Source organism: Stenotrophomonas sp. B2 (assembly GCF_014947095.1).
GTDB classification, from domain to species: domain Bacteria; phylum Pseudomonadota; class Gammaproteobacteria; order Xanthomonadales; family Xanthomonadaceae; genus Stenotrophomonas; species Stenotrophomonas maltophilia_P.
In genome coordinates, this window is the sequence record NZ_JADCQA010000009.1 from 85,897 (window position 1) to 108,622 (window position 22,726).

Consider the following 22,726-nt stretch of genomic DNA (forward strand, 5'->3'; position numbering starts at 1 on the left):
GATGCATCACCCTCCCGGTAGCGCCGGGCCATGCCCGGCGGATTGGGGATTGATTCGCCGGGCATGGCCCGGCGCTACCGCCCTCAATCGACGTGGAAGGCCAGGGTGGCGGCGACCGCCTGCTGCCACCCGGCATACAGCGTCTCGCGCCGTGCTGCCGGCATCTGCGGCTCGAAACGGCGGTCCAGTCCCCATTGCGCGGCGATCTGTTCGCGGCTTTCCCAGAATCCCACCGCCAGCCCGGCCAGGTAGGCCGCGCCCAGCGCCGTGGTCTCGGTCAGCCGTGGCCGCAGCAGCGGAACGCCCAGAATGTCGGCCTGGAAGCTGGCAAGGAAGTCGTTGCCGATCGCGCCGCCGTCGGCACGCAGCTCGCTCAGGCCGATACCTGCATCGGACTGCATGGCATCGAGTACATCGCGGGTCTGGTAAGCCATTGCTTCCAATGCTGCACGCACGAAGTGCGACCTGCTGGTGCCCCGGGTCAGGCCGAACATCGCTCCACGCACGTCGCTGCGCCAGTAAGGCGCACCCAGGCCCACGAACGCCGGCACCAGATAGACGCCAGCGCTGTCGCCGACCTTCGCGGCCAGCGCCTGGCTGTCGCTGGCCCGATCGATCATGCGCAGGCCGTCGCGCAGCCACTGCACCACCGAGCCGGCGATGAAGATCGACCCCTCCAGTGCGTACTCCACGCGCCCGTCCAGGCCCCAGGCGATGGTGGTCAGCAGGCCATTGTGCGAACGCACGGCCTGCGTTCCGGTGTGCATCAGCATGAAGCAGCCGGTGCCGTAGGTGTTCTTCACCATGCCCGGCTGGAAGCAGGCCTGGCCGAACAGCGCGGCCTGCTGGTCGCCAGCGATACCGGCGATCGGAATCGGGTGGTCGAAGAAGAACTGCGGCCGGGTGTGCGCGTACACCGCGCTGGAGTCACGCACCTGCGGCAGCATGGCGCGCGGAATGTCCAGCAGCGCGAGCAGCTCGTCGTCCCAGTCCAGGGTGTGGATGTTGAACAGCAGCGTGCGTGCGGCGTTGCTGTAGTCCGTCACGTGTGCCTGGCCGCCACTGAGATTCCAGACCAGCCAGCTGTCGATGGTGCCGAACAGCAGTTCGCCACGCTCCGCGCGCTGTTGTGCGCCTTCCACGTGATCGAGGATCCAGCGCACCTTGGTGGCCGAGAAGTAGGCATCGATCAGCAGGCCGGTGCGTTCACGGATCAGCGCTTCGTGCCCCTGCGAGCGCAACCGCTCGCAGATGGCCTGGCTTTGCCGGGACTGCCAGACGATGGCGTTGTGGATCGGCTGGCCCGTGGCGCGTTCCCAGACCACGGTGGTCTCGCGCTGGTTGGTGATGCCCAGTGCGGCGATGTGGCGCGGGTCGATCTGTTCGCGGCTGAGCAGCTCGGTCAGCGTGGCGTAGACGCTGGTGAGGATCTCGCGCGGGTCATGTTCCACCCAACCGGGCTGCGGGAAAATCTGGGCGAACTCACGTTGCGCGCTGCCGACGATGTCGCCGGCGTGATCGAACAGGATCGCGCGCGAACTGGTGGTGCCCTGATCGATGGCCAGCACGTAGCGGGGCGTCATGCGGCGTCTCCGGTAGCGATGGGGAAATCCTACTGCATCGGCAGCGACGGGCCATGCAGGGTGTCACCGCGATCGGCCGGGCATGGCCTGGTGCTGCTGTTCCTCCAACCAGTCCTGCAGGCGTGCCACCTGTGCGGTGTCCAGCCGCAGTCCCAGCTTGCTCCGCCGCCACAGTATGTCCTCGGCGGTATGCGCCCATTCGTGATCGCGCAGGAACACGACCTCATGGGCGTGCAGCCCACCGCCGAAGTGTTCGCCGAGATCGTCCATGCCCTGCACCCCGTGCAGCAGCTCGGTGCTGCGGCTGCCATAGGCCTCGGCCCAGCGCCGCGTAGTGTCCTCAGGCAACCACGGTGCGAGTCTCCGCAGGTGAGAGCGTGCCTGCACGGCATCGCCCCAGTCGCTGCCCGGCAGCGGCGTCCCGGCTGCCGTCCATGCCGGCCCCATCTGCGGCAGGTGGGGCCGCAGCAGATCCAGCGCTTCTTCGGCCAGAACGCGGTAGGTGGTCAGCTTCCCCCCCAGCACGTGCACGGCGGGCGCGCCCTGCACCTGCAACTGCAGGCGATAGTCGCGGCTGAGTCGTGCCGCGCGCGGATCCGGGTCGGCCAGCAGCGGGCGCACGCCGGCAAACTGCCAGACCACCTCCGTCGCCGTGATCGGCTGGCGCAGATAGCGGTTGGCCGCCTCGCACAGGTATGTCACTTCCGAAGGCAGCACGTGGCAGCGCGCCGGATCGCCCTGATAGTCGGTGTCGGTGGTACCCACCAGCAGGTGGTCGTGGGTGAAGGGCAGCAGGAATACGACCCGTCCGTCGGGCTGCTGCAGCAGGCAGGCGCTGTCATCGGGCCAGGGCCGGCGCAGCACGATGTGGCTGCCCTGCACCAGGCGCAGGGCCGGTGTGCCGCTGCGCGCCTGCATGCGTTGCAGCAGGCCTCCGGCCCAGGGACCGGCCGCGTTGGCCACGGCATGTGCATGCACCGTCTGCTGCTGTCCCGCTGCATCGACCAGTACCGCCCGCCAGTGGCCCTGCTCGCCGTGCAGTTCGACGCAGCGGGTGCGAACCTGTACACGCGCGCCGCGTTGCGCGGCATCCAGCGCGTTGAGCAATACCAGGCGTGCATCGTCCACCTGCGCGTCGGCATAGCTGAAGGCCTGGTGCAACGATGGCGACAGCCACGTGCCCAACGGGTCGTGTGGCAGGTGCAGTGCGCGCGAAGCCGGAAACGCTGCGCCGCGATGGCCGAGGTGGTCATACAGCCACAGGCCGAGCCGCAGCATCCAGCGTGGCCGCAGGTGGGGTTCCCAGGGCAGCACGAAGCGCAGCGGCCGGACCAGGCAGGGCGCCTGCCTGCGGAGTACATCGCGTTCGCCCAGCGCCTTGCGCACCAGGCCGAACTCGCCCTGTTCCAGGTAGCGCAGCCCGCCATGGACCAGCTTGCTGCTGGCGCTGGAGGTATGTGACGCAAGATCGTGCTGCTCGCAGAGCAGCACGCGCAGGCCGCGGCCTGCGGCGTCGCGTGCGATGCCGGCGCCGTTGATGCCACCTCCGATCACCAGCAGGTCGACATTGTCCATCCCGATCACCGGCCTTCCGTCCTTTGCAGAGTCAAGCCCTGCTCGACGTCCGGAAAAAAGCAGTCGAGCACGACCCGACTCTACACAGAACGCGGGTGACGAAAACGACGACGGGCCCCGAAGGGCCCGTCGCGTACAGACAGTGAAGCAGACGGTGCTTAGAAGCGGGCGCCGATACCCACGCCGACAGTCCACGGATCCAGCTTGGCTTCGCCGATCTTCTCGCCACCCACCTTGACGTCCGGGCGGGCGCGCATGTAGCGGGCATCAGCACGGGCGAACCAGGTGGAGTTGATGTTCATGTCGACGCCGACGGTGCCGATCACGCCCTTGGCATCCTTCAGGCGGATGTCGGAGCTGCTGCCGTCAGCCAGCGATTCGTTGCTGAAGGCCGACTGGAAGTAGCCCACGCCCACGAACGGGCGGAACACGTTGTCGGCCTGGCCGAAGTGGTACTGGCCGCTCAGCGCGACCGGCTGCTGCTCGACGCTGCCCAGGCGGGTGTTGCCCGGACCCTTGACGCGGTGATCGAACTTGTCGGCAGCGCCCCACAGCTCAACGGCCCAGTTGTCGTTGACGTAGTAGCTGAAGCTGACGGTCGGCGCCGGGCCGCCATCGAGCTTCTTGACGCCGGTGATCGGGTCATTCTTCGGCTGCAGCAGCGTGACGCCGCCAACCACGGCAAAATGCTTGCCCGAGGCGGTGTCGGTGGTGCTGCTGTCCTGGGCGAAAGCGGCCGGCGCGAAGGCGGCGGAGGTCAGCAGGGCGAGACTCAGGATACGGATGGAGCGCATGGGGGTATCTCCTAATGTTTCTTGTTTTTGGGCCCCCGGTTGCGGGGCGAGCACACCGTAGTCGCCTCAACATGAATCGAATCCGACGCGCGTTAAAAAATAGTTCGCTCTGTTCAGCGATGAGTTCGAAAAGCCTGTTTTCATGGGGTTTTTGCTCTGGAGGAATGTTCATGCAGTTGCACAAACCGTGAGCGCGCCAACGCTCTGCACCGGCCTGCCCGCGCAGGTGAACACGCGATCGCGCGTGTTGCTGCTTGGTTCGATGCCGGGTGCTGCGTCGCTGCACGCTGGCCAGTACTACGCGCATCCACGCAATCGTTTCTGGCCGCTCATGTCCGATATCTGCGGCTTTGACGCTGGTTTGCCCTATCCGCAACGCATGCGCGCCCTGAACGCCGCCGGTGTCGGGGTGTGGGATGTGATCGGCCGATGCGAGCGCCGGGGCAGCCTGGATGCGGACATCGTGCGTGGCACGGAAGTGGCCAACGCGCTGCCGGAACTGATCGCCCTGCTGCCTGAGCTGCAGCTGATCGGCTGCAATGGTGCTGCGTCGATGCAGGCTTTCCAGCGCTGGGTGCTGCCTGTCCTGGGGGAGCCACCGCGTGTGCTGGCGTTGCCCTCGACCAGCCCGGCCAATGCGGCCTGGTCGCTGCAGCGCCTGCGTCAGGCCTGGCAGCCGGTGGCCGATGCACTGGCGACATGAAGCGGACATCGTGCGGACAATACGCTACCCACTGGAGGTGCCTGCGCCCCATGGGCAACAGCGTGTCCCGGCTGCGTGCGTACTGAAAACACCTGTAACGGTTGGCGCTGGCCCCCGCTGGCCGCACAATAGACGTTTCCCTACACCAGATTGCCGGAGTTATCCCCATGGCCGAAATCAAGGAAGCACTTGTCCCCGATATCGGTGACTACAGCGATATCCCGGTAATCGAGGTGCTTGTCGCCGTTGGCGATACGGTCAGGAAGGACCAGGGCCTGGTGACGCTGGAAAGCGACAAGGCGACCATGGAAGTGCCGTCTTCGGTGGCCGGTGTGGTCAAGGAGATCAAGGTCAAGGTGGGTGACACCCTGTCCGAGGGCAAGGTCGTGGCGCTGATCGAAGTGGCGGCAGACGAGGCCGCAGCGCCGGCCGCTCCGGCCCCGGCCCCGGCCAAGGCCGCTGCCCCGGCGGCTGCCACCCAGAGCGCCCCGGCCCCGGCGGCTGCCGCGCCGGCCGCCCCGGCTGCCGGTGGCGGTGCGGTTGAAGCCCGGGTGCCGGACATCGGCGATTACACCGACATCCCGGTCATCGAGGTGCTGGTCGCCGTGGGCGACACCGTCAAGAAGGATCAGGGCCTGGTCACGCTGGAAAGCGACAAGGCGACCATGGAAGTGCCGTCCTCGGTGGCCGGTGTGGTCAAGGAACTGAAGGTCAAGGTGGGGGACACCCTGTCGCAGGGCAATGTGGTGGCCATCATCGAAGCCGAGGGTGCTGCTGCGCCGGCGCCGACCCGCGAAGCGGCTGCGGCGGCCCCGGCCGCTGCCGAGACCGCCACCAAGGTCGAGCCGGTCGCTGTGCCCGCCCAGCCGGACAAGCTGGCGGCTCGTGAGATCGCGTCGGCCGGCGCTCCGTCCAGCCCGCCCGTACAGTTCAACGCCGATGGCGTGCTGCCGGCCAAGGTGCCGTATGCCACCCCGGCGGTGCGCGTGTTCGCCCGCGAGCTGGGCGTGGACCTGCTGCAGATCAGCGGTACCGAGAAGGGCGGGCGCATCACCAAGGGTGACGTGCAGAAATTCGTCAAGGCCGCGCTCAGTGGTGGCGTTCCGGCCGCGGGCGGCACCGCTGCCGCCGCAGGCGGTGGGCTGAACCTGCTGCCGTGGCCGAAGGTCGATTTCAGCAAGTTCGGCGAGACCGAAGTGCAGCCGCTGTCGCGCATCAAGAAGATCTCCGGCGCGAACCTGGCCCGCAACTGGGCGATGATTCCGCACGTCACCCAGTTCGACCAGGCCGACATCACCGATCTGGAAGCACTGCGCGTGGCACTGAACAAGGAGAACGAGAAGGCCGGCATCAAGCTGACCATGCTCGCCTTCCTGATCAAGGCCAGCGCCGCAGCGCTGAAGAAGTTCCCGGAGTTCAACGCCTCGCTGGACGCCAGCGGCGAGAACCTGACCCTGAAGAAGTACTTCAACATCGGGTTCGCCGCCGATACGCCGAACGGCCTGGTCGTGCCGGTGATCCGCGACGTCGACAAGAAGGGCGTGGTGCAGATCGCGCAGGAAACCGGCGAGCTGGCCAAGAAGGCGCGCGACGGCAAGCTGGGCCCGGCCGACATGAGTGGCGGCTGCTTCTCGATCAGCTCGCTGGGCGGGATCGGTGGCACCGCGTTCACCCCGATCGTCAATGCCCCGGAAGTGGCCATCCTGGGCGTGTCCAAGTCCTCCATCCAGCCGGTCTGGAATGGCAAGGAATTCGCACCGAAGCTGCTGCTGCCGCTGTCGCTGAGCTACGACCACCGCGTCATCGATGGCGCCCTGGCCGCACGCTTCACCACGTACCTGTCGCAGGTACTGGCCGACATGCGTCGCGTGCTGCTGTAAGGCACCCGCTTCGCCCCCACCGTGTGGCCGTCGCCCCTGGCGCGGCCGCCTGACGAAACGCAGTGACAGCCCGCCGGCCACCCCGGCCGGGCATGAGGAAAACCACCATGGCCACGATTGAAGTCAAGGTTCCCGACATCGGCGATTACAGCGATGTGCCGGTGATCGAAGTGTTGGTCGCCGTCGGCGATACGGTGAAGAAGGACCAGGGCCTGGTGACCCTGGAATCGGACAAGGCCACGCTGGAAGTGCCGTCCTCGGCCGCCGGTGTGGTCAAGGAACTGAAGGTCAAGCTCGGCGATACGCTGTCCGAGGGGGCCGTGGTGGTCCTGCTGGACACCGAAGGAGCCGCCGAGGCCCCGGCCAAGGCAGCCGCACCTGCGCCTGCGGCCGCCGCCCCGGCCAGCAAGCCGCCGGTGACCCCGTCGCATCGTGCCCCGGCCGAACCGGCCGCACCGAAGCCGGCACTGGCCAGCGGCAAGCCGGCCGACATCGAATGCGAGATGGTCGTGCTGGGCTCCGGCCCGGGCGGCTACACCGCCGCGTTCCGCGCAGCCGATGTCGGCCTGGATACGGTACTGGTCGAGCGCTACGCCAGCCTCGGCGGCGTCTGCCTCAACGTCGGCTGCATTCCGTCCAAGGCACTGCTGCATGCTGCGGCGGTCATCGATGAAGTCGCCCATGCCGGCGATTTCGGCGTGGAGTTCGGCAAGCCGACGATTACGCTGGACAAGCTGCGCCAGTACAAGGAAAAGGTCGTCAACCAGCTGACCAAGGGTCTGGCTGGCATGGCCAAGCAGCGCAAGGTGCGCAACGTGCAGGGTGTCGGCCGGTTCCTGTCGGCCAACGAGCTGGAGATCACCGCCGCTGACGGCAGCACGCAGCTGCTGCGCTTCCAGAAGTGCATCATCGCCGCCGGTTCGCAGGCGGTGAAGCTGCCGAACTTCCCGTGGGACGACAAGCGTGTGATGGATTCCACCGACGCGCTGGAGCTGGCCGAAGTGCCGGGTTCGCTGCTGGTTGTCGGTGGCGGCATCATCGGCCTGGAAATGGCGACCGTGTACGGTGCGCTGGGCAGCAAGGTTACCGTGGTCGAATTCATGGACCAGCTGATGCCGGGCGCCGACAAGGACCTGGTCAAGCCGCTGGCCGACCGCCTGAAGAAGCAGGGCATCGACGTTCACCTGAAGACCAAGGCGTCGGGCGTCACCGCCGATGCCAAGGGCATCACCGTGACCTTCGAGGCGGCCGAGGAAGGGCAGTCGCCGGCGCTGGCGCAGGGGACCTTCGACCGCGTGCTGGTCGCCGTGGGTCGTTCGCCGAATGGCAAGAAGATCGATGCCGAGAAGGCTGGCGTGCAGGTCACCGAGCGTGGCTTCATCCCGGTTGACCGGCAGATGCGTACCAATGTGCCGCACATCTTCGCCATCGGTGACATCGTCGGCAATCCGATGCTGGCCCACAAGGCCACGCACGAGGGCAAGCTGGCGGCTGAAGTGGCGGCCGGCCACAAGAAGGAGTGGGTGGCCCGCGTGATCCCGTCGGTGGCCTACACCAATCCGGAGATCGCCTGGGTGGGCGTGACCGAGACCGAGGCCAAGGCCAAGGGCCTGAAGGTCGGCGTGGCCAAGTTCCCGTGGGCGGCCAGTGGCCGCGCGATCGGCATCGGTCGCACCGAGGGCTTCACCAAGCTGATCTTCGACGAAGAGACCCACCGCATCATCGGGGGCGCGATCGTCGGTGTGCATGCCGGTGACCTGCTGGCCGAGATCGGTCTGGCCATCGAGATGGGCGCGGAAGCCGAAGACATCGGCCACACCATCCATGCCCATCCGACGCTGAGTGAATCGGTGGCGATGGCTTCGGAAATCTACGACGGCACGATCACCGATCTGTACATGCCGAAGAAGAAGTAAGGCGCTTGCGCCGGGCCATGCCCGGTGAAACGGAAAGCCCGGCGAAAGCCGGGTTTTTTGTTGGTGGCTTCTGTGGCTTCGGTGACTGTGGTCGCGAGCTTCCGGGCCGCTGCGCGGGTGGCAGGCATTTGGACACATGTCCCCCGTCGTCCGCCTGCGGCGGTCGCCTCCTCCTTTACTGTGTCCAAATGCCTGCCACCCACGCAGCGGCTCGGCGTGCGGACGCTCCAGCAGAGCCAGTTCAACAGACGCGTGGAGGCCTGACACGCGGAGGGAGAGGGGGCTGCGTGCGAAGTAAAGGAGGAGGTGACGGCCGCAGGCCGGCGCCGGGGGACATTCGCATGCAGCCCCCTCTCCCTCCAGCGCTCGACGATCCCGCTTTACCCCGGCAGGACAAAGCAGCACAAAAAAACGCGGCCCCCGATGTTCCGGAGGCCGCGCCAGGAGAGAGTGCGATGGAAGGGGCAGGAATCAGAACACGAAGCTGACGCCGGCCACCGGGCCCTTGAATTCCTGCTTCAGACCGATGGTGCCGTCGCTGCCCTTCTTGTCCGCATCCAGCTTGAACCAGTCGTAGCCGGCGAACAGGCCGAAGTTCTTGGTCAGGCGGTAATCGACGATGGCATTGGCGCGGCTCAGGTCACCCTTGTAGTCGTCGAAGCTGCCCCAGCGGGTGTTGAGGTACTGACCCTGCAGGGTGATCATCCACTTCTCGGACGGGGTGAAGCTCAGGCGTGCACCGACCACCGGTGCCACACCGTCGGTCTTCTCGTCCAGGAACTGGCCTTCATACACGGTGCCCAGGTCCGCATAGCCCTTGGTGCTGACCTTGGCGTACTCCGCACCCAGCTGCAGGCCCAGATCGAAGGTGTCGGTGTCGACAACGGAGTAGTCGTAGACCAGGCTGGCCACCTGGTACTTCAGCTCGGCCTTGACGAAGCTGTCAGCCGGCACGTTGACGCCGCCGAAGGAGATGTCCTGGCCCAGCGTCTCGCGCCGGTCCTTGTCGTACTTGAAGTAGTTGAACAGGAAGCGCTGGCGGTCGCTGAGGCGGAACATGCCGTCTACCCGCGGTTCCCATTCCTTGCCGCCGAGCTTGAAATCTTCCGAGAAACCGACGTCCTGGCCGGCGACAGTGGTGTTGCCGCGCAGCGTGTTGTCCGAATCGATGTTCATCGCACCCAGGCGCAGGGCGAAACGGTCATCGCCTTCGGCGGCATGGGCGGCGCTGGCGAACGATGCGCCGGCGGCAAGCAGGGAGAGGGCGAGCAGGGTGGGGACGGAGCGCATCGAAGAGTCCTTGCAGTGGTTCATCAGAATGAAGCCCACTGTGCAGGACGCACTCGTCCACCATGCGTGAACGTATGGTCGATGGCGTGTGCACGGTTCAGCGCTGTCACGACCATGAAAAAGGATGGCCCCGGAGCCGGGCTTCGGGGCCATCGAGGACCTGCGGGGCGAAGCGTCGACGAGGTTGCTGCAGGCAGGTCGGAAGGTCGGACCGGCAAGGTCGCGGAAAGTTCCCAGGCGTGCGACCAAAGTTCAATACGCTGCACCGCAGCATCATGTGGACGTCATTGTCCCTTGGGCGGCACGCAAAAATGTAACCGTTACCGCAACTTGCGCCCTTCCGGGATGAACAGGCAGCGGTTGTCTCGCAAATTGTCCCATTGCTATAATTTGGCGGCTCGATGAGGCCCCCCTGCTGTAGCCGCCTCAGCCCTCCACTTGCAACCACGCGGGACGTCCTGTGCTGAACTCCGTTGAAGCGGGTCGGCGACTGATGCTGCGCGCCGCGGTCTACCCGCTGGCCGCAGTGGCTGTCCTGGCCCTGGCCTTCCTGCTGGTAGGGCCGAAGTACGCGCTCGGTGCCCTGGCATCCGGCGTGGCGATCTCGGCCGGTGGCTGGGTCGCGGCACGGATGGCGCTGGGCGGGGGTGCCCTGGCTGCGGGGTCGGCAATGGCACGGCTGATCATTGCGATCGTGGCGAAGTGGGTAGTCGTTTTCGGCGTCCTGCTGGTGGGGTTCCTGGTCTTCAAGCTGCCTGCATTGGCGCTGTTGGCCGGTATCGCCGTCGGCTTGATGTTCCAGGTCCTGGCGATGGCCAGGCGTTGACAGAATTCAATTAACTAAGGTTCCGGACACATGGCGGGCGAGGCTCTAACCCCTACCAGCTACATCCAGCATCACCTGCAGAACCTGACCGCACCGGTCGGCAACGGCGACGGGATGTTCTGGCATATCCACGTCGATACCTTCCTCACCGCGGTCCTGATGGGCCTGGTGATCGTGGTCGCCTTCTGGCTGGGCACCCGCAAGGCCACGGCTGGCGTGCCGGGCAAGTGGCAGGCCTTCGTGGAGATCTGCCTGGAGTTCGTCGACCGCCAGGCCAAGGACACCTACCACGGCAAGAGCAAGCTGGTCACGCCGATCGCCATCACGATCTTCTTCTGGATCCTGATGATGAACCTCATCAAGATGATCCCGGCCGACTTCATCGCCAAGCCGCTGGAGCTGGCGGGCATCCATTACTGGAAGCCGGTGCCGACCGCCGACGTCAATGCCACCCTGGGCATGGCCATCAGCGTGTTCTTCCTGATGCTGTTCTTCGCGCTGAAGTCCAAGGGACTGGGCGGCTTCATCAAGGAGTTCCTGACGGCTCCGTTCGGCAAGTGGATGATGCCGTTCAACCTGATCCTCAACATCGTCGAGTGGCTGAGCAAGCCGATCTCCCTGGCGATGCGACTGTTCGGCAACATGTTCGGCGGCGAAATCGTGTTCCTGCTGATCTGGGTGCTGGGTGGTGCCGGTTTCTTCGGCGCCATTGCCGGTGGTGCGTTCGGCCTCGGCTGGATGCTGTTCCACCTGCTGGTGATCCCGCTGCAGGCCTTCATCTTCATGATGCTGTCGATCGTGTACCTGAGCCTGTCGGAAGACGCTCACTGAGTTTCAAGCTTCAACGCGTTTCAACCTTCATCCGTTTCATCACCCTTAGCAACTTAAGTTCCTGGAGATAACCATGTACTTCGCCGTCCTGACCAACTTCGCGCAGATTCAGAGCTCCACCGCCCTCGCCGTCGGCATCATGATCGGCCTGGCCGCGCTGGGCGCCGGTCTGGGTCTGGCCATCATGGCTGGTAAGTTCCTGGAGTCGGCCGCCCGCCAGCCGGAACTGATCCCGGTCCTGCAGGTCCGCATGTTCATCACCGCCGGCCTGATCGACGCCGCGTTCATCATCTCGGTCGCCGTCGGCCTGCTGCTGGCCTTCGCCAACCCGCTGTCGGCCGCCTTCGCCGGTGCCGTCACCAAGGCTCTGGCCGGCTGATACAGCGGTTTGAGACGACCGGGTGCTGATGCACCCGGTTTCGGATGAAGGCCGGATGCGCCGCCCCGGCGGCGCGTCCACCCCGAAACCAGCGATCGAGCTAACCATGAATATCAATTTCACCCTTCTTGCGCAGGCGCTCGCCTTCGCTGGTCTGATCTGGATCATCGCGACCAAGATCTGGCCGCCGCTGATGAACGCGATCGAAGAGCGCCAGCAGAAGATTGCTGAAGGCCTCGCTGCTGCCGACCGCAGCCAGAAAGATCTGGCCCAGGCGCAGGAGAAGGTCAACGAAGCGCTGAAGGAAGCCCGCACCAAGGCCAACGAGATCATCGACCAGGCCCACGCGCGCGCCAACCAGATCGTCGACGCAGCCCGTACCGAAGCGATCACCGAAGCCACCCGTCAGAAGGAACTGGCCCAGGCTGAGATCGACGCCGCCGCCAACCGTGCCCGTGAAGATCTGCGCAAGCAGGTGTCCGCGCTGGCCGTTACCGGTGCCGAAAAGCTGCTCAAGCGCGAAATCGACGCCAACGCCCACAAGGCGCTGCTCGACGAGCTGGCCTCGGAGATCTAAGGATGAGCCAGGCCCTCACGCTTGCCCGCCCGTACGCCCGCGCCGCGTTCGCGACCGCGCGCGACGAAGGCGCGTTCGCGCCGTGGTCGGACGCCCTGGCGTTCTCCGCCCACGTCGCCGCCGACCCGCGCGTGGCGGCCCTGCTCGCCAACCCGGAGCTCGGTCGTGACGACGCTGTCGCCCTGCTGGCGCCGGCGACCCACGGCGAAAGCTTCTCGCGCTTCCTGGCCATCCTGGCCGAATCGCATCGTCTGCCGCTGCTGCCGGAGATCTCCGGCATGTTCGACGCCCTGCGCGCCGAAGCCGAGCACGTGGTCAAGGCCACCGTGACCTCGGCCGCCGAACTGTCGGCCGGCGAGCTGGACGCGATCAAGGTCGCGCTGCGCAAGCGCTTCAACCGCGAGGTCGATGTGACCACCGCGGTCGATGCCTCGCTGATCGGCGGCGCCGTGATCGACGCCGGCGACGTGGTCATCGATGGTTCGCTGAAGGGCAAGCTGGCCCGCCTGCAGACCGCGCTCGCTAACTGAATTCATTTAACGTCCGGCCCCGCTGCCGGCACTAGGACTTGACGATGGCAACCACGCTCAACCCCTCCGAAATCAGCGAACTGATCAAGAACCGCATCGAGAAGGTCAAGCTGGCCGCGGAATCGCGCAACGAAGGCACCGTGACCAGCGTGTCCGACGGCATCGTGCGCATCTTCGGTCTGGCCGACGTGATGCAGGGCGAAATGATCGAACTGCCGAACAACACCTTCGCCCTGGCCCTGAACCTGGAGCGCGACTCGGTCGGCGCCGTGGTCCTGGGTGACTACGAGCACCTGCGCGAAGGCGACGTCGCCAAGACCACCGGCCGCATCCTGGAAGTGCCGGTCGGTCCGGAACTGCTGGGCCGCGTCGTCAACGCGCTCGGCGAGCCGATCGACGGCAAGGGCCCGCTGGGCACCGACGTGACCGCTCCGGTGGAGCGTGTTGCTCCGGGCGTGATCTGGCGCAAGTCGGTCGACCAGCCGGTGCAGACCGGTTACAAGTCGGTCGACTCGATGATCCCGATCGGCCGTGGCCAGCGCGAGCTGATCATCGGTGACCGCCAGACCGGCAAGACCGCCATGGCGATCGACGCGGTGATCAACCAGAAGGGCACCGGCATCAAGTGCGTGTACGTTGCGATCGGCCAGAAGGCATCGACCATCGCCAACATCGTGCGCAAGCTGGAAGAGAACGGCGCCCTGGCCCACACCATCGTCGTGGCGGCCACCGCGTCCGAATCGGCTGCGATGCAGTACATCAGCGCCTACTCGGGCTGCACCATGGGCGAGTACTTCATGGACCGCGGCGAAGACGCGCTGATCGTGTACGACGATCTGTCCAAGCAGGCCGTTGCCTACCGCCAGATCTCGCTGCTGCTGAAGCGCCCGCCGGGCCGTGAAGCCTACCCGGGCGACGTGTTCTACCTGCACTCGCGCCTGCTGGAACGCGCTGCCCGCGTGTCCGAGGAGTACGTCGAGAAGTTCACCGAAGGCAAGGTCACCGGCAAGACCGGTTCGCTGACCGCGCTGCCGATCATCGAAACCCAGGCCGGCGACGTGTCCGCCTTCGTTCCGACCAACGTGATCTCGATCACCGACGGCCAGATCTTCCTGGAAACCGACCTGTTCAACGCCGGCATCCGCCCGGCCGTGAACGCCGGTATCTCGGTGTCGCGCGTCGGTGGTTCGGCGCAGACCAAGATCATCAAGAAGCTGTCGGGCGGCATCCGCATCTCGCTGGCCCAGTACCGTGAGCTGGCTGCGTTCGCGCAGTTCGCTTCGGATCTGGACGAAGCCACCCGCAAGCAGCTGGAACGTGGCCAGCGCGTCACCGAGCTGATGAAGCAGAAGCAGTACGCGCCGATGTCGATCGCCAACCAGGCGCTGTCGATCTACGCCGTCAACGAGGGTTACCTCGACGACGTGCCGGTCAACAAGCTGCTGGCGTTCGAAGAGGGCCTGCACGCCCACTTCGCCAACACCCAGGGCGAGCTGATCAACAAGGTCAACGCCACCGGTGGCTGGGACAACGATATCGAAGGTGCCTTCAAGAAGGGCATCGCCGACTTCAAGACCACCGGCAGCTGGTAACAGCGCATGGGGAACGGGGCCTGGCCCCGTTCCACCGTTGAACAACGCGGGGCATCAGCCCCGCGCCACGGGAAACAAGAGATGGCAAGCGGACGCGAAATCAAAACCAAGATCAAGAGCGTGCAGAACACCCGCAAGGTGACGCGCGCCCTGGAGATGGTCTCGGCCTCCAAGATCCGCAAGGCGCAGGATCGGATGAAGACCTCGCGTCCGTACGCGCAGGCGATGAAGCAGGTGATCGGCCACCTGGCGCAGGCCAGCACCGATTACCAGCATCCGTTCCTGGTCGAGCGCGAGCAGGTCAAGCGGGTCGGTTTCATCGTGATCTCCTCCGATCGCGGCCTGGCCGGCGGCCTGAACAACAACCTGTTCCGCAAGATGCTGGGCGAAGCCAAGGCATGGCAGGACAAGGGTGCGGAAGTGGATCTGGTGACCATCGGCCAGAAGGCATCGACCTTCTTCCGCCGCGTCAAGGTCAACATGGTCGGCAGCGTGACCCACATCGGCGACGTGCCGAAGCTGGAATCGCTGATCGGTGTGATCAAGGTCATGCTCGACGCCTTCACTGAAGGCAAGGTCGACCGCGTGTACCTGGTCTACAACCGCTTCGTGAACACCATGACGCAGAAGGCCAGCTTCGATCAGCTGCTGCCGCTGCCGGCGGCCGAGAAGCAGGTCGCGCACCACGACTGGGATTACCTGTACGAACCCGATGCCGCGACCGTGCTCGAGCACGTGATGACGCGTTACATCGAGTCGCTGGTTTACCAGGCATTGCTGGAAAACGTCGCCTCCGAACATGCCGCACGCATGGTCGCGATGAAGGCGGCGAGCGACAACGCCAACAAGCTGATCGGTACGCTGCAGCTCGTCTACAACAAGGCGCGCCAGGCAGCGATCACCCAGGAAATCTCCGAAATCGTCGGCGGCGCGGCAGCAGTCTGACCGCGTTCGTTCAAAGCACACATTTAGAGGATGCAGCAATGAGTCAGGGCAAGATCGTTCAGATCATCGGCGCGGTCGTCGACGTCGAATTCCCGCGTGAGTCGGTGCCGAAGGTGTACGACGCACTGAAGGTCGACAACACCGAAATCACCCTTGAAGTCCAGCAGCAGCTGGGCGACGGCGTGGTGCGTACCATCGCCCTCGGTTCCACCGATGGCCTGAAGCGCAACCTGGTCGCCACCAACACCGGTCGTGGCATCTCGGTGCCGGTCGGCGCCGGCACCCTGGGCCGCATCATGGACGTGCTGGGCCGTCCGATCGACGAAGCCGGCCCGGTCGCTGCCAGCGACAACTGGGAAATCCACCGTGCGGCACCGTCGTACGAAGACCAGTCCCCGGCCACCGAGCTGCTGGAAACCGGCATCAAGGTCATCGACCTGATGTGCCCGTTCGCCAAGGGCGGCAAGGTCGGCCTGTTCGGCGGCGCCGGCGTCGGCAAGACCGTCAACATGATGGAACTGATCAACAACATCGCCAAGGCGCACAGCGGTCTGTCCGTGTTCGCCGGCGTGGGTGAGCGTACCCGTGAGGGCAACGACTTCTACCACGAAATGAAGGACTCCAACGTCCTCGACAAGGTGGCGATGGTGTACGGCCAGATGAACGAGCCGCCGGGCAACCGCCTGCGCGTCGCGCTGACCGGCCTGACCATGGCCGAGTACTTCCGCGACGAGAAGGACGAGAACGGCAAGGGCAAGGACGTGCTGCTGTTCGTCGACAACATCTACCGCTACACCCTGGCCGGTACCGAAGTGTCGGCACTGCTGGGTCGTATGCCGTCCGCCGTGGGTTACCAGCCGACCCTGGCCGAGGAAATGGGCGTCCTGCAGGAGCGCATCACCTCGACCAAGAACGGTTCGATCACCTCGATCCAGGCCGTCTACGTTCCCGCGGACGACCTGACCGACCCGTCGCCGGCGACCACCTTCGCCCACCTGGACTCGACCGTGACCCTGTCGCGTTCGATCGCCTCGCTGGGTATCTACCCGGCCGTCGATCCGCTGGACTCCACCAGCCGCCAGATGGACCCGCTGGTCATCGGCCACGAGCACTACGACACCGCCCAGCGCGTCCAGCAGACCCTGCAGAAGTACAAGGAACTGAAGGACATCATCGCCATCCTGGGCATGGACGAATTGTCCGAAGAAGACAAGCAGGCCGTGTCGCGCGCCCGCAAGATCGAGCGCTTCTTCAGCCAGCCGTTCCACGTGGCCGAAGTGTTCACCGGTTCGCCGGGCAAGTACGTGCCGCTGAAGGACACCATCCGTGGCTTCAAGGCCATCGTCGATGGCGAGTACGACCACCTGCCGGAGCAGGCGTTCTACATGGTCGGCGGCATCGAAGAAGCGGTCGAGAAGGCCAAGAAGATGGCCGAGAAGGCCTGATCCGGGAGGGGCGGGAGCGATCCTGCCCGACCTGACGCCGGCGCCGGGCAGCCGCCCGGGCCGATGGACCTCCACGGTGGCATCGCGCCACCGCGAACAGCGAAGAGATTTGCATGAGCACGATCCGTTGCGACATCGTCAGCGCCGAGCAGGAAATCTTCCGTGGCGAAGCGACCCTGGTCGTGGCCACCGGTGAGCTGGGCGAACTGGGCATCGCGCCCAAGCACGCACCGCTGATCACCCGCCTGAAGCCGGGCAAGGTGGTGGTGACCACGCCGAACGGCGAGCAGCTGGATTTCGCCATTTCCGGCGGCATCCTGGAGGTTCAGCCGCAGGTGGTGACCGTGCTGGCCGACACCGCGATCCGCGCGCAGGACATCGACGAAGCCTCGGTCCGCAAGGCCAAGGAAGAAGCCGAGCGCATCCTGGCCAACCGTGGTGAAGCCATGGAAGTGGCCGAAGCCCAGCAGAAGCTGGCCGAAGCCGTGGTCCAGTTGCAGGCGCTGGAGCGCCTGCGCAAGAACCTCAAGCACTGAGGCTCGCCACACCCACAGGAACGTCGGCCTCGTGCCGGCGTTTTTGTTTGTGCGCCATCACCGCCGGTCAGCGGTAGACCACGTGGCGCATCAGCAGGAACGACACCGCCGCCAGTCCGCCCTCGACCAGCGGCTTGGCCAGCCACGCGTAGCGCAGGCCCAGAGCCTGGTCGACCAGGCTGACCAGCAGCGTGCTGGCCGCCGTCAGCAGCAGCCACAGCGCGCAGAAGCGCGCAAAGCGCTTCCAGCCCAGCTTGTGCGTGCCCGGCTCGGCGAACGTGTAGCGACCGTTGAGCCAGAAGCCCAGCAGCATCCCCGCCAGCCGGCCCGTGACGTTGGCCGGTGCAACCGGCAACCCCAGTGCGGTGGCCGCCACGAAGACCACCCAGTCGACCAGCAGCTGCACGAGCCCGATGACGAGGTAGGTGCTTCCCTGGCGGATGAGGCTCATCGGCATGCTGAAGAAGGAGGGGCATCCATGTTAACGGGCCACGCTCTAGAATCGGTGTCATCGAACCACGGATTCCCCCCATGACCCAACCCCTGCACGTGATCATCCTGGCCGCAGGTGCCGGCAAGCGCATGAAGTCGGTGCTGCCGAAGGTGCTGCAGCCGATCGCCGGGCAGCCGATGCTCGCGCATGTCATCGCTGCCGCCCGCGAGCTCGACCCCGCTGCGATCCACGTGGTGTACGGCCATGGTGGCGAGGCAGTGCGGCGCCACTTCGCCGACCAGACCGACCTGCAATGGGCCGAGCAGGCACAGCAGCTCGGGACCGGCCACGCGGTCGCGCAGGCGATGCCGCAGGTGCCCGACGCCGCGCAGGTGCTGGTGCTGTACGGCGATGTGCCGTTGATCCGCGCGCAGACGCTGCGCGACCTGCTGGCGCAGCCGGGCCGGCTGGCCGTGCTTGTGGCCGATGTCGATGACCCGACCGGTTATGGCCGCGTGCTGCGCGACGCCGAGGGCCGGGTCGGCGCCATCGTCGAACAGAAGGACGCCAGCGATGACCAGCTGCGCGTGCGCACGATCAATACCGGCATCATCACCGCCGAATCGACCGCGCTGCGCCGGTGGCTCTCGCAGCTGTCCAACAGCAACGCGCAGGGCGAGTACTACCTGACCGACGTGTTCGCCTTTGCAGCCCGTGAATTCACCCCGGCCGAGATGGCACTGGTGGCCGACGTGCAGGAAGCAGAAGGGGCGAACGATCCCTGGCAGCTGGCGCAGCTCGAGCGCGCGTGGCAGCGCCGCGCAGTACGTGCGCTGTGCGCGCAGGGCGCGCGCGTGCTGGACCCGTCGCGGCTGGATATCCGCGGCAGCGTGACGGTCGGCAGCGATGTGCTCATCGATGTCGATGTCATTCTCGAGGGCAAGGTGGTGCTGGGAGATGGCGTGACCATCGGCCCGTTCAATCGGCTCAAGGACGTGACGCTCGGCCCGGGCACCGAAGTGCGCGCGCACTGCGACCTGGAAGGGGTGGTCACCGAAGGTGCCGCATCGGTCGGTCCGTTCGCCCGGCTGCGCCCGGGCACGGTGCTCGCCGATGGCGTCCACGTAGGCAACTTCGTGGAGACCAAGAAAGTGACCCTCGGCGTGGGCAGCAAGGCCAACCACCTGACCTATCTGGGCGATGCGGTGATCGGCAGCAAGGTGAACATCGGCGCCGGCACCATCACCTGCAACTACGACGGCGTCAACAAGTCGACCACGACCATCGGCGACAATGCCTTCATCGGTTCCAACAGCTCGCTGGTGGCGCCGGTGCTGATCGGCGAGGGCGCCACCATCGCCGCCGGTTCGGTCATCACGCGCACCGCGCCGGACGGCAAGCTGACGCTGGCACGCGCACGGCAGGAAACCATCGATGGCTGGAAGCGGCCGGTCAAGAAATCCTGAGCCACGGGTTCCGCATGCCGACGAGCTCGGCGTGCTGCCGGCGATCGAACAGCGTGCCGGCGAACTGCTGAAGGGCCACGAAGCCTATCCGGTGTTCGCCGGCCACGGCCTGGATCTGCAGGCGCTGCGGGACGGCCTCCGGCGCGGCCAGCTGTGGGTGGTGGATGACGCCGACGGCGGCGGCATCGCCGGTTACCTGCTGGCAGGCGGGCTGTGCGGCGAATTCCATGTGCTGCAGATGGATGTGGACCCGACGCATGCGCGTCGTGGCCATGGTCGTGCTTTGCTGCGGCACGCGTTGGCATTGGCCAGGACCCAGGGCTATCGCTCTGCGGTGCTGACCACGCTGGCAGACGTGCCGTGGAATGCGCCGTTCTATGCCGGCGAGGGATTCGTGGGGCTTGCGCAGGAGGAATGGGGTGACGGGCTGCAGGCCGTGATGGCGGAGGAAGCCGCATTGGGGTTTCCGATGCATCTACGGGTGGCGATGCGGCGTGTCCTGTCTTCGATGGATGGCTGAAGGTCGTTCCGGGGTGCCTTCGCCAATGATGTCGGGCAGCGCCGGGTCATGCCCGGCGGGCGGAGCGGCCGCTTCCGCTTCCCGGAGCGTCACCTCACCCCGCCGGCAGCAGGATCGAAACACACAACCCACCCTCACTGCGGTTCTGCAGCGACACCCGTCCACCGTGCGCCTCCACGATCTCCCGGGTCAGCGCCAGTCCCAGCCCGGTGCCGTTGCGCTTGGTCGAATAGAACGGCATCAACGCATTCTGCAGTACCTGCTCGTTCATGCCTTTGCCGCGATCAAGCACATCCAGACGCAGCCACTGGGGCAGGCGGGTCAACTGCACCTGCACGTCATCGTTGGGCGGATCGGCTTCCGCGCAGGCTTCGTGCGCGTTCTTCAGCAGGTTCAGCAGTGCCTGCCCGAACTGCGCGATATCGATGCGGCTGCTCATCTCCTCGTCCGGCTCCTGCTCCATGCCGAACGGAATCTGCTGGCGCAGGCTGGACAGGAACGGGGCCCAGTGCACGGTCTGCAGCTGGGGCTGTGGCAGCTTGGCGAAGCGTGCGTATCCGCGGATGAACCCCTCCAGATGGCGGGCGCGATCTTCGATGGTGGTGAAGATCTCCGGCAGGCGGTCGAACCGCTCACGCTTGACCAGTTCCCCTCCGGAATGCGCCAGCGAGGCAATCGGTGCCAGCGAATTGTTCAGCTCGTGGCTGATCACCCGGATCACCTTCTTCCAGGTCTGGACCTCCTGCCTGCGCAGCTCGGCGGTGAGCAGACGCACCAGCAGCAGATCATGGAGCCGTCCATTGAGATGGAATGCGCGCCGCGAGAGATGGTAGACCTGCTCGTCATCCTCGTCGCCGTCCTCGCCTTCGGCCTGCACCGCGAACAGGCTGTCGCCGCCGCGGGCGATGGCGTCGCGCAGTTCCACCGGCACCTGCTCCAGCACCTCCTCCAGGCGCTGGCCCTCCAGCTTCCAGCCACCATGCAGCAGCTTGCGCGCAGCCAGATTGGAGAACACCACACGGGCGATGCCATCACCGCCTGATGCGATCAGCAGCATCGCCACGGGCGTGTTCTGCACCATCGTGTCCAGCAGCAGTTCGCGTTGCACCAGACCCTGGCGCTGCTCGCGCAGCACGTCGCCCAGCTCGCGATGTGCCTTCACCAGGTCACCCAGTTCGTCGTTGCCTTCCCAGTGAACGCCGAAGTTGTACTCGCCATCGCGGTAGCTGCTGGTGGTGCCGGACAACGCACGCATCAGCGAGCGGACCGGTGCGGTGGCGCGGCGCAGCGCCCACCACATCAGGGCAAGCAGGATCACCGTGGATACGATGGCCACCGCCCAGCCGTGGTCGAGCCAGTAGGCCAGCAGCCAGGGCAGCGCGGCAGCCAGCGCCAGCACCGGCAGCAGGCGCAGGAACAGGCGGAAGGTGAACGAGCGTCGCTTCATTCGCGCGGAATGCCGTGGCGGTCCATGCGCCGGTACAGTGCCTGGCGGCTGAGACCGAGTTCGGCGGCCGCCTGCGCGATGACCCCATGATTGCGCGCCAGTACCTCCTCGATGCGCGTGCGGTCCGGATCGTTGCCGGCGCTCGGCGCCGGGCGTGGCGCAGCCGGAGCGCGTGGCAGGTTGAGATCGGTCACTTCGATGCGGTTGCCGGTGGCCAGCAGCTCGGCGCGCTGGATCACGTTGCGCAGTTCGCGCACGTTGCCCGGCCACGGGTGCCGTTGCAACGCGGCAGCGGCGGCGCTGGACAACGGCTTGCCGCCCGCCAGGAAGCGTTCGGCCAGCGGCAGGATGTCGCCGGGCCGCTCGGCCAGCGGCGGCAGCACCAGCTCCACGGTGTTGAGGCGGTAGTACAGGTCCTCGCGGAACGTGCCGTCGCGGATCATCGCCGGCAGGTCGGCATTGGTGGCGCTGACCACGCGTACCTTGACCTGGCGTTCGCGGTTGGAGCCCAGCCGTTCGAAGCGACCGGTCTCCAGCACGCGCAGCAGCTTCATCTGCCCGCCCAGCGACAGGTTGCCGATCTCATCCAGGAACAGGGTGCCTCCATCGGCCGCTTCGAACTTGCCTTCGCGCGCCTTGTTGGCACCGGTGTAGGCACCTGCTTCGGCGCCGAACAGCTCGGCTTCGATCAGCTCGGACGGCAGCGCACCACAGTTGACCGTGACGAACGGTCCCTTTGCCACCAGAGAATTGGCCTGAATGATCTGCGCGATCTTCTCCTTGCCGGCGCCATTGGGTCCGGTGATCAGGACCGGCAGTTCGGAGCGTGCGACCTGGCAGGCCAGGGCGATCACGCGTTCACTGGCGGGATCGGCGAAGACGGCACCACTGAGGTCGTACTTCTGTTCCAGCGCGGTGCGCTGACGCTGCTCGCGTTCGCGTCGACGGTCCAGTTCGCGACGTGCTTCGGACAGTTCCAGCAGGTTGTTGACCGTGGTCAGCAGCTTGCGGTCGTCCCAGGGCTTGGCCAGGTAATCGGCCGCGCCGGCCTTGACCAGGTCCACCGCGCTGCTCAGATGGGTCCAGGCGGTCAGCAGGATCACCGGCAGGTCGGGGTGGCGTGCGCGGATCTGCGCGAACAGGGCTTCGCCTTCCTCGCCGGAGGTGGTGTCCTCGCTGAAGTTCATGTCCTGGATCACCAGGTCCACCGGCTGCGATTCGAGCAGGGCCAGGCCTTCGGCCGGGCTCTGTGCCTGCAGCGTGTCGATGTCGTGCAGGGAGAACAGCACGTCCAGCGCGGTGCCCACGCTGGCGTTGTCGTCGATGATGAGGATCGCGGGCATGGACCGGTTCTGGAAAAAGGGATGGGCAGCGCCGGAGAGAGCTGTAGGTTCCAGGGCGCCGGCAGGAGCCGGCGCCACCCATCAAGCATAGCTAAAAGCTGCCGCCCTGCAGCCG

The 22,726-nt window shown here is 66.0% G+C and carries 21 protein-coding genes; 14 read left to right on the forward strand and 7 right to left on the reverse strand.

The window, feature by feature from the left end; all coding sequences use genetic code 11:
- Positions 1-83: 83 nt before the first annotated feature.
- The 3 genes from glpK to IMX13_RS12330 all read right to left on the reverse strand — a co-directional run bounded on the left by glpK (position 84) and on the right by IMX13_RS12330 (position 3,952).
- The gene (gene glpK / locus IMX13_RS12320) at positions 84-1,583 is read right to left on the reverse strand and encodes a glycerol kinase GlpK (RefSeq protein ID WP_065181792.1); all 1,500 of its coding nucleotides are present in this window, start codon (positions 1,581-1,583) and stop codon (positions 84-86) included.
- Positions 1,584-1,646: 63 nt separating this feature from the next.
- On the reverse strand, positions 1,647-3,158 hold the full coding sequence (gene glpD / locus IMX13_RS12325; protein WP_128990605.1) for a glycerol-3-phosphate dehydrogenase: 1,512 nt from the start codon (positions 3,156-3,158) through the stop codon (positions 1,647-1,649).
- Between the two features lie 158 nt (positions 3,159-3,316).
- Complete coding sequence (locus tag IMX13_RS12330; RefSeq protein WP_053520322.1) at positions 3,317-3,952, reverse strand: OmpW family outer membrane protein; 636 nt, start codon at positions 3,950-3,952, stop codon at positions 3,317-3,319.
- 187 nt (positions 3,953-4,139) lie between these two features.
- Between IMX13_RS12330 and IMX13_RS12335 the strand changes: the two genes are divergently transcribed.
- The 3 genes from IMX13_RS12335 (at position 4,140) to lpdA (ending at position 8,451) form a co-directional block, all read left to right on the forward strand.
- Positions 4,140-4,655, forward strand: a complete 516-nt coding sequence (locus tag IMX13_RS12335; protein ID WP_262101438.1) for a DNA-deoxyinosine glycosylase — start codon at positions 4,140-4,142, stop codon at positions 4,653-4,655.
- 167 nt (positions 4,656-4,822) lie between these two features.
- On the forward strand, positions 4,823-6,535 hold the full coding sequence (gene aceF, locus IMX13_RS12340; RefSeq protein WP_193396447.1) for a dihydrolipoyllysine-residue acetyltransferase: 1,713 nt from the start codon (positions 4,823-4,825) through the stop codon (positions 6,533-6,535).
- A 107-nt stretch (positions 6,536-6,642) separates the two neighbouring features.
- Positions 6,643-8,451 carry a dihydrolipoyl dehydrogenase gene (lpdA, locus tag IMX13_RS12345; protein ID WP_065175199.1) on the forward strand — a complete coding sequence of 603 codons (1,809 nt, stop codon included), beginning with the start codon at positions 6,643-6,645 and terminating at the stop codon, positions 8,449-8,451.
- Between the two features lie 471 nt (positions 8,452-8,922).
- Here lpdA and IMX13_RS12350 read toward each other — a convergent pair whose 3' ends face one another.
- Positions 8,923-9,741 carry a hypothetical protein gene (locus tag IMX13_RS12350; protein ID WP_053518741.1) on the reverse strand — a complete coding sequence of 273 codons (819 nt, stop codon included), beginning with the start codon at positions 9,739-9,741 and terminating at the stop codon, positions 8,923-8,925.
- A gap of 460 nt (positions 9,742-10,201) precedes the next feature.
- Between IMX13_RS12350 and IMX13_RS12355 the strand changes: the two genes are divergently transcribed.
- From IMX13_RS12355 to IMX13_RS12395, 9 genes are all read left to right on the forward strand, one after another.
- Positions 10,202-10,567, forward strand: coding sequence for a hypothetical protein (locus tag IMX13_RS12355; RefSeq protein ID WP_180876808.1), 366 nt, complete (start codon positions 10,202-10,204; stop codon positions 10,565-10,567).
- A gap of 30 nt (positions 10,568-10,597) precedes the next feature.
- Positions 10,598-11,398, forward strand: a complete 801-nt coding sequence (gene atpB, locus IMX13_RS12360) for a F0F1 ATP synthase subunit A (protein ID WP_053518739.1) — start codon at positions 10,598-10,600, stop codon at positions 11,396-11,398.
- A gap of 73 nt (positions 11,399-11,471) precedes the next feature.
- Positions 11,472-11,777, forward strand: coding sequence for a F0F1 ATP synthase subunit C (gene atpE, locus IMX13_RS12365; protein WP_005411133.1), 306 nt, complete (start codon positions 11,472-11,474; stop codon positions 11,775-11,777).
- A gap of 106 nt (positions 11,778-11,883) precedes the next feature.
- Positions 11,884-12,354, forward strand: coding sequence for a F0F1 ATP synthase subunit B (locus IMX13_RS12370; RefSeq protein ID WP_053518738.1), 471 nt, complete (start codon positions 11,884-11,886; stop codon positions 12,352-12,354).
- Positions 12,355-12,356: 2 nt separating this feature from the next.
- Positions 12,357-12,884, forward strand: a complete 528-nt coding sequence (locus tag IMX13_RS12375) for a F0F1 ATP synthase subunit delta (protein ID WP_053518737.1) — start codon at positions 12,357-12,359, stop codon at positions 12,882-12,884.
- A 44-nt stretch (positions 12,885-12,928) separates the two neighbouring features.
- A complete protein-coding gene (gene atpA / locus IMX13_RS12380) occupies positions 12,929-14,476 on the forward strand; it encodes a F0F1 ATP synthase subunit alpha (RefSeq protein WP_053518735.1) in 1,548 nt (515 codons plus the stop codon).
- Between the two features lie 81 nt (positions 14,477-14,557).
- Positions 14,558-15,421 carry a F0F1 ATP synthase subunit gamma gene (atpG, locus tag IMX13_RS12385; RefSeq protein ID WP_053518734.1) on the forward strand — a complete coding sequence of 288 codons (864 nt, stop codon included), beginning with the start codon at positions 14,558-14,560 and terminating at the stop codon, positions 15,419-15,421.
- Between the two features lie 38 nt (positions 15,422-15,459).
- Positions 15,460-16,866, forward strand: coding sequence for a F0F1 ATP synthase subunit beta (atpD, locus tag IMX13_RS12390; protein ID WP_049429233.1), 1,407 nt, complete (start codon positions 15,460-15,462; stop codon positions 16,864-16,866).
- Between the two features lie 113 nt (positions 16,867-16,979).
- Complete coding sequence (locus IMX13_RS12395; protein WP_005419509.1) at positions 16,980-17,402, forward strand: F0F1 ATP synthase subunit epsilon; 423 nt, start codon at positions 16,980-16,982, stop codon at positions 17,400-17,402.
- A 67-nt stretch (positions 17,403-17,469) separates the two neighbouring features.
- On the opposite strand, the gene IMX13_RS12400 is transcribed toward IMX13_RS12395, so the two are convergent.
- Positions 17,470-17,853 (reverse strand): GtrA family protein, encoded by a 384-nt coding sequence (locus tag IMX13_RS12400; protein WP_053518733.1) that lies wholly within the window; start codon positions 17,851-17,853, stop codon positions 17,470-17,472.
- Between the two features lie 80 nt (positions 17,854-17,933).
- On the opposite strand from IMX13_RS12400, the gene glmU reads away from it, so the two are divergent.
- Together glmU and IMX13_RS12410 are read left to right on the forward strand one after the other, a co-directional pair.
- Positions 17,934-19,301, forward strand: coding sequence for a bifunctional UDP-N-acetylglucosamine diphosphorylase/glucosamine-1-phosphate N-acetyltransferase GlmU (gene glmU / locus IMX13_RS12405; RefSeq protein ID WP_065175197.1), 1,368 nt, complete (start codon positions 17,934-17,936; stop codon positions 19,299-19,301).
- Positions 19,270-19,821, forward strand: coding sequence for a GNAT family N-acetyltransferase (locus tag IMX13_RS12410; protein ID WP_193396448.1), 552 nt, complete (start codon positions 19,270-19,272; stop codon positions 19,819-19,821). The genes glmU and IMX13_RS12410 overlap by 32 nt, the downstream gene beginning before the upstream one ends.
- A 94-nt stretch (positions 19,822-19,915) precedes the next feature.
- Here IMX13_RS12410 and IMX13_RS12415 read toward each other — a convergent pair whose 3' ends face one another.
- Entirely contained in the window at positions 19,916-21,268 is a 1,353-nt protein-coding gene (locus tag IMX13_RS12415; RefSeq protein ID WP_193396449.1) for an ATP-binding protein, read from the reverse strand.
- Positions 21,265-22,611 carry a sigma-54 dependent transcriptional regulator gene (locus tag IMX13_RS12420; RefSeq protein ID WP_074899853.1) on the reverse strand — a complete coding sequence of 449 codons (1,347 nt, stop codon included), beginning with the start codon at positions 22,609-22,611 and terminating at the stop codon, positions 21,265-21,267. The genes IMX13_RS12415 and IMX13_RS12420 overlap by 4 nt, the downstream gene beginning before the upstream one ends.
- Positions 22,612-22,726 lie beyond the last annotated feature (115 nt).

Coding starts and splice junctions, on each gene's coding strand:
- atpG (WP_053518734.1), top strand. CDS start 14,558: ATGGCAAGCGGACGCGAAATCAAAACCAAGATCAAGAGCGTGCAGAAC.
- atpA (WP_053518735.1), top strand. CDS start 12,929: ATGGCAACCACGCTCAACCCCTCCGAAATCAGCGAACTGATCAAGAAC.
- IMX13_RS12375 (WP_053518737.1), top strand. CDS start 12,357: ATGAGCCAGGCCCTCACGCTTGCCCGCCCGTACGCCCGCGCCGCGTTC.
- IMX13_RS12400 (WP_053518733.1), bottom strand. CDS start 17,853: ATGAGCCTCATCCGCCAGGGAAGCACCTACCTCGTCATCGGGCTCGTG.
- IMX13_RS12370 (WP_053518738.1), top strand. CDS start 11,884: ATGAATATCAATTTCACCCTTCTTGCGCAGGCGCTCGCCTTCGCTGGT.
- atpB (WP_053518739.1), top strand. CDS start 10,598: ATGGCGGGCGAGGCTCTAACCCCTACCAGCTACATCCAGCATCACCTG.
- atpE (WP_005411133.1), top strand. CDS start 11,472: ATGTACTTCGCCGTCCTGACCAACTTCGCGCAGATTCAGAGCTCCACC.
- glpK (WP_065181792.1), bottom strand. CDS start 1,583: ATGACGCCCCGCTACGTGCTGGCCATCGATCAGGGCACCACCAGTTCG.
- IMX13_RS12410 (WP_193396448.1), top strand. CDS start 19,270: ATGGCTGGAAGCGGCCGGTCAAGAAATCCTGAGCCACGGGTTCCGCAT.
- IMX13_RS12350 (WP_053518741.1), bottom strand. CDS start 9,741: ATGCGCTCCGTCCCCACCCTGCTCGCCCTCTCCCTGCTTGCCGCCGGC.
- IMX13_RS12415 (WP_193396449.1), bottom strand. CDS start 21,268: ATGAAGCGACGCTCGTTCACCTTCCGCCTGTTCCTGCGCCTGCTGCCG.
- lpdA (WP_065175199.1), top strand. CDS start 6,643: ATGGCCACGATTGAAGTCAAGGTTCCCGACATCGGCGATTACAGCGAT.
- glpD (WP_128990605.1), bottom strand. CDS start 3,158: ATGGACAATGTCGACCTGCTGGTGATCGGAGGTGGCATCAACGGCGCC.
- IMX13_RS12330 (WP_053520322.1), bottom strand. CDS start 3,952: ATGCGCTCCATCCGTATCCTGAGTCTCGCCCTGCTGACCTCCGCCGCC.
- atpD (WP_049429233.1), top strand. CDS start 15,460: ATGAGTCAGGGCAAGATCGTTCAGATCATCGGCGCGGTCGTCGACGTC.
- IMX13_RS12420 (WP_074899853.1), bottom strand. CDS start 22,611: ATGCCCGCGATCCTCATCATCGACGACAACGCCAGCGTGGGCACCGCG.
- glmU (WP_065175197.1), top strand. CDS start 17,934: ATGACCCAACCCCTGCACGTGATCATCCTGGCCGCAGGTGCCGGCAAG.
- aceF (WP_193396447.1), top strand. CDS start 4,823: ATGGCCGAAATCAAGGAAGCACTTGTCCCCGATATCGGTGACTACAGC.
- IMX13_RS12395 (WP_005419509.1), top strand. CDS start 16,980: ATGAGCACGATCCGTTGCGACATCGTCAGCGCCGAGCAGGAAATCTTC.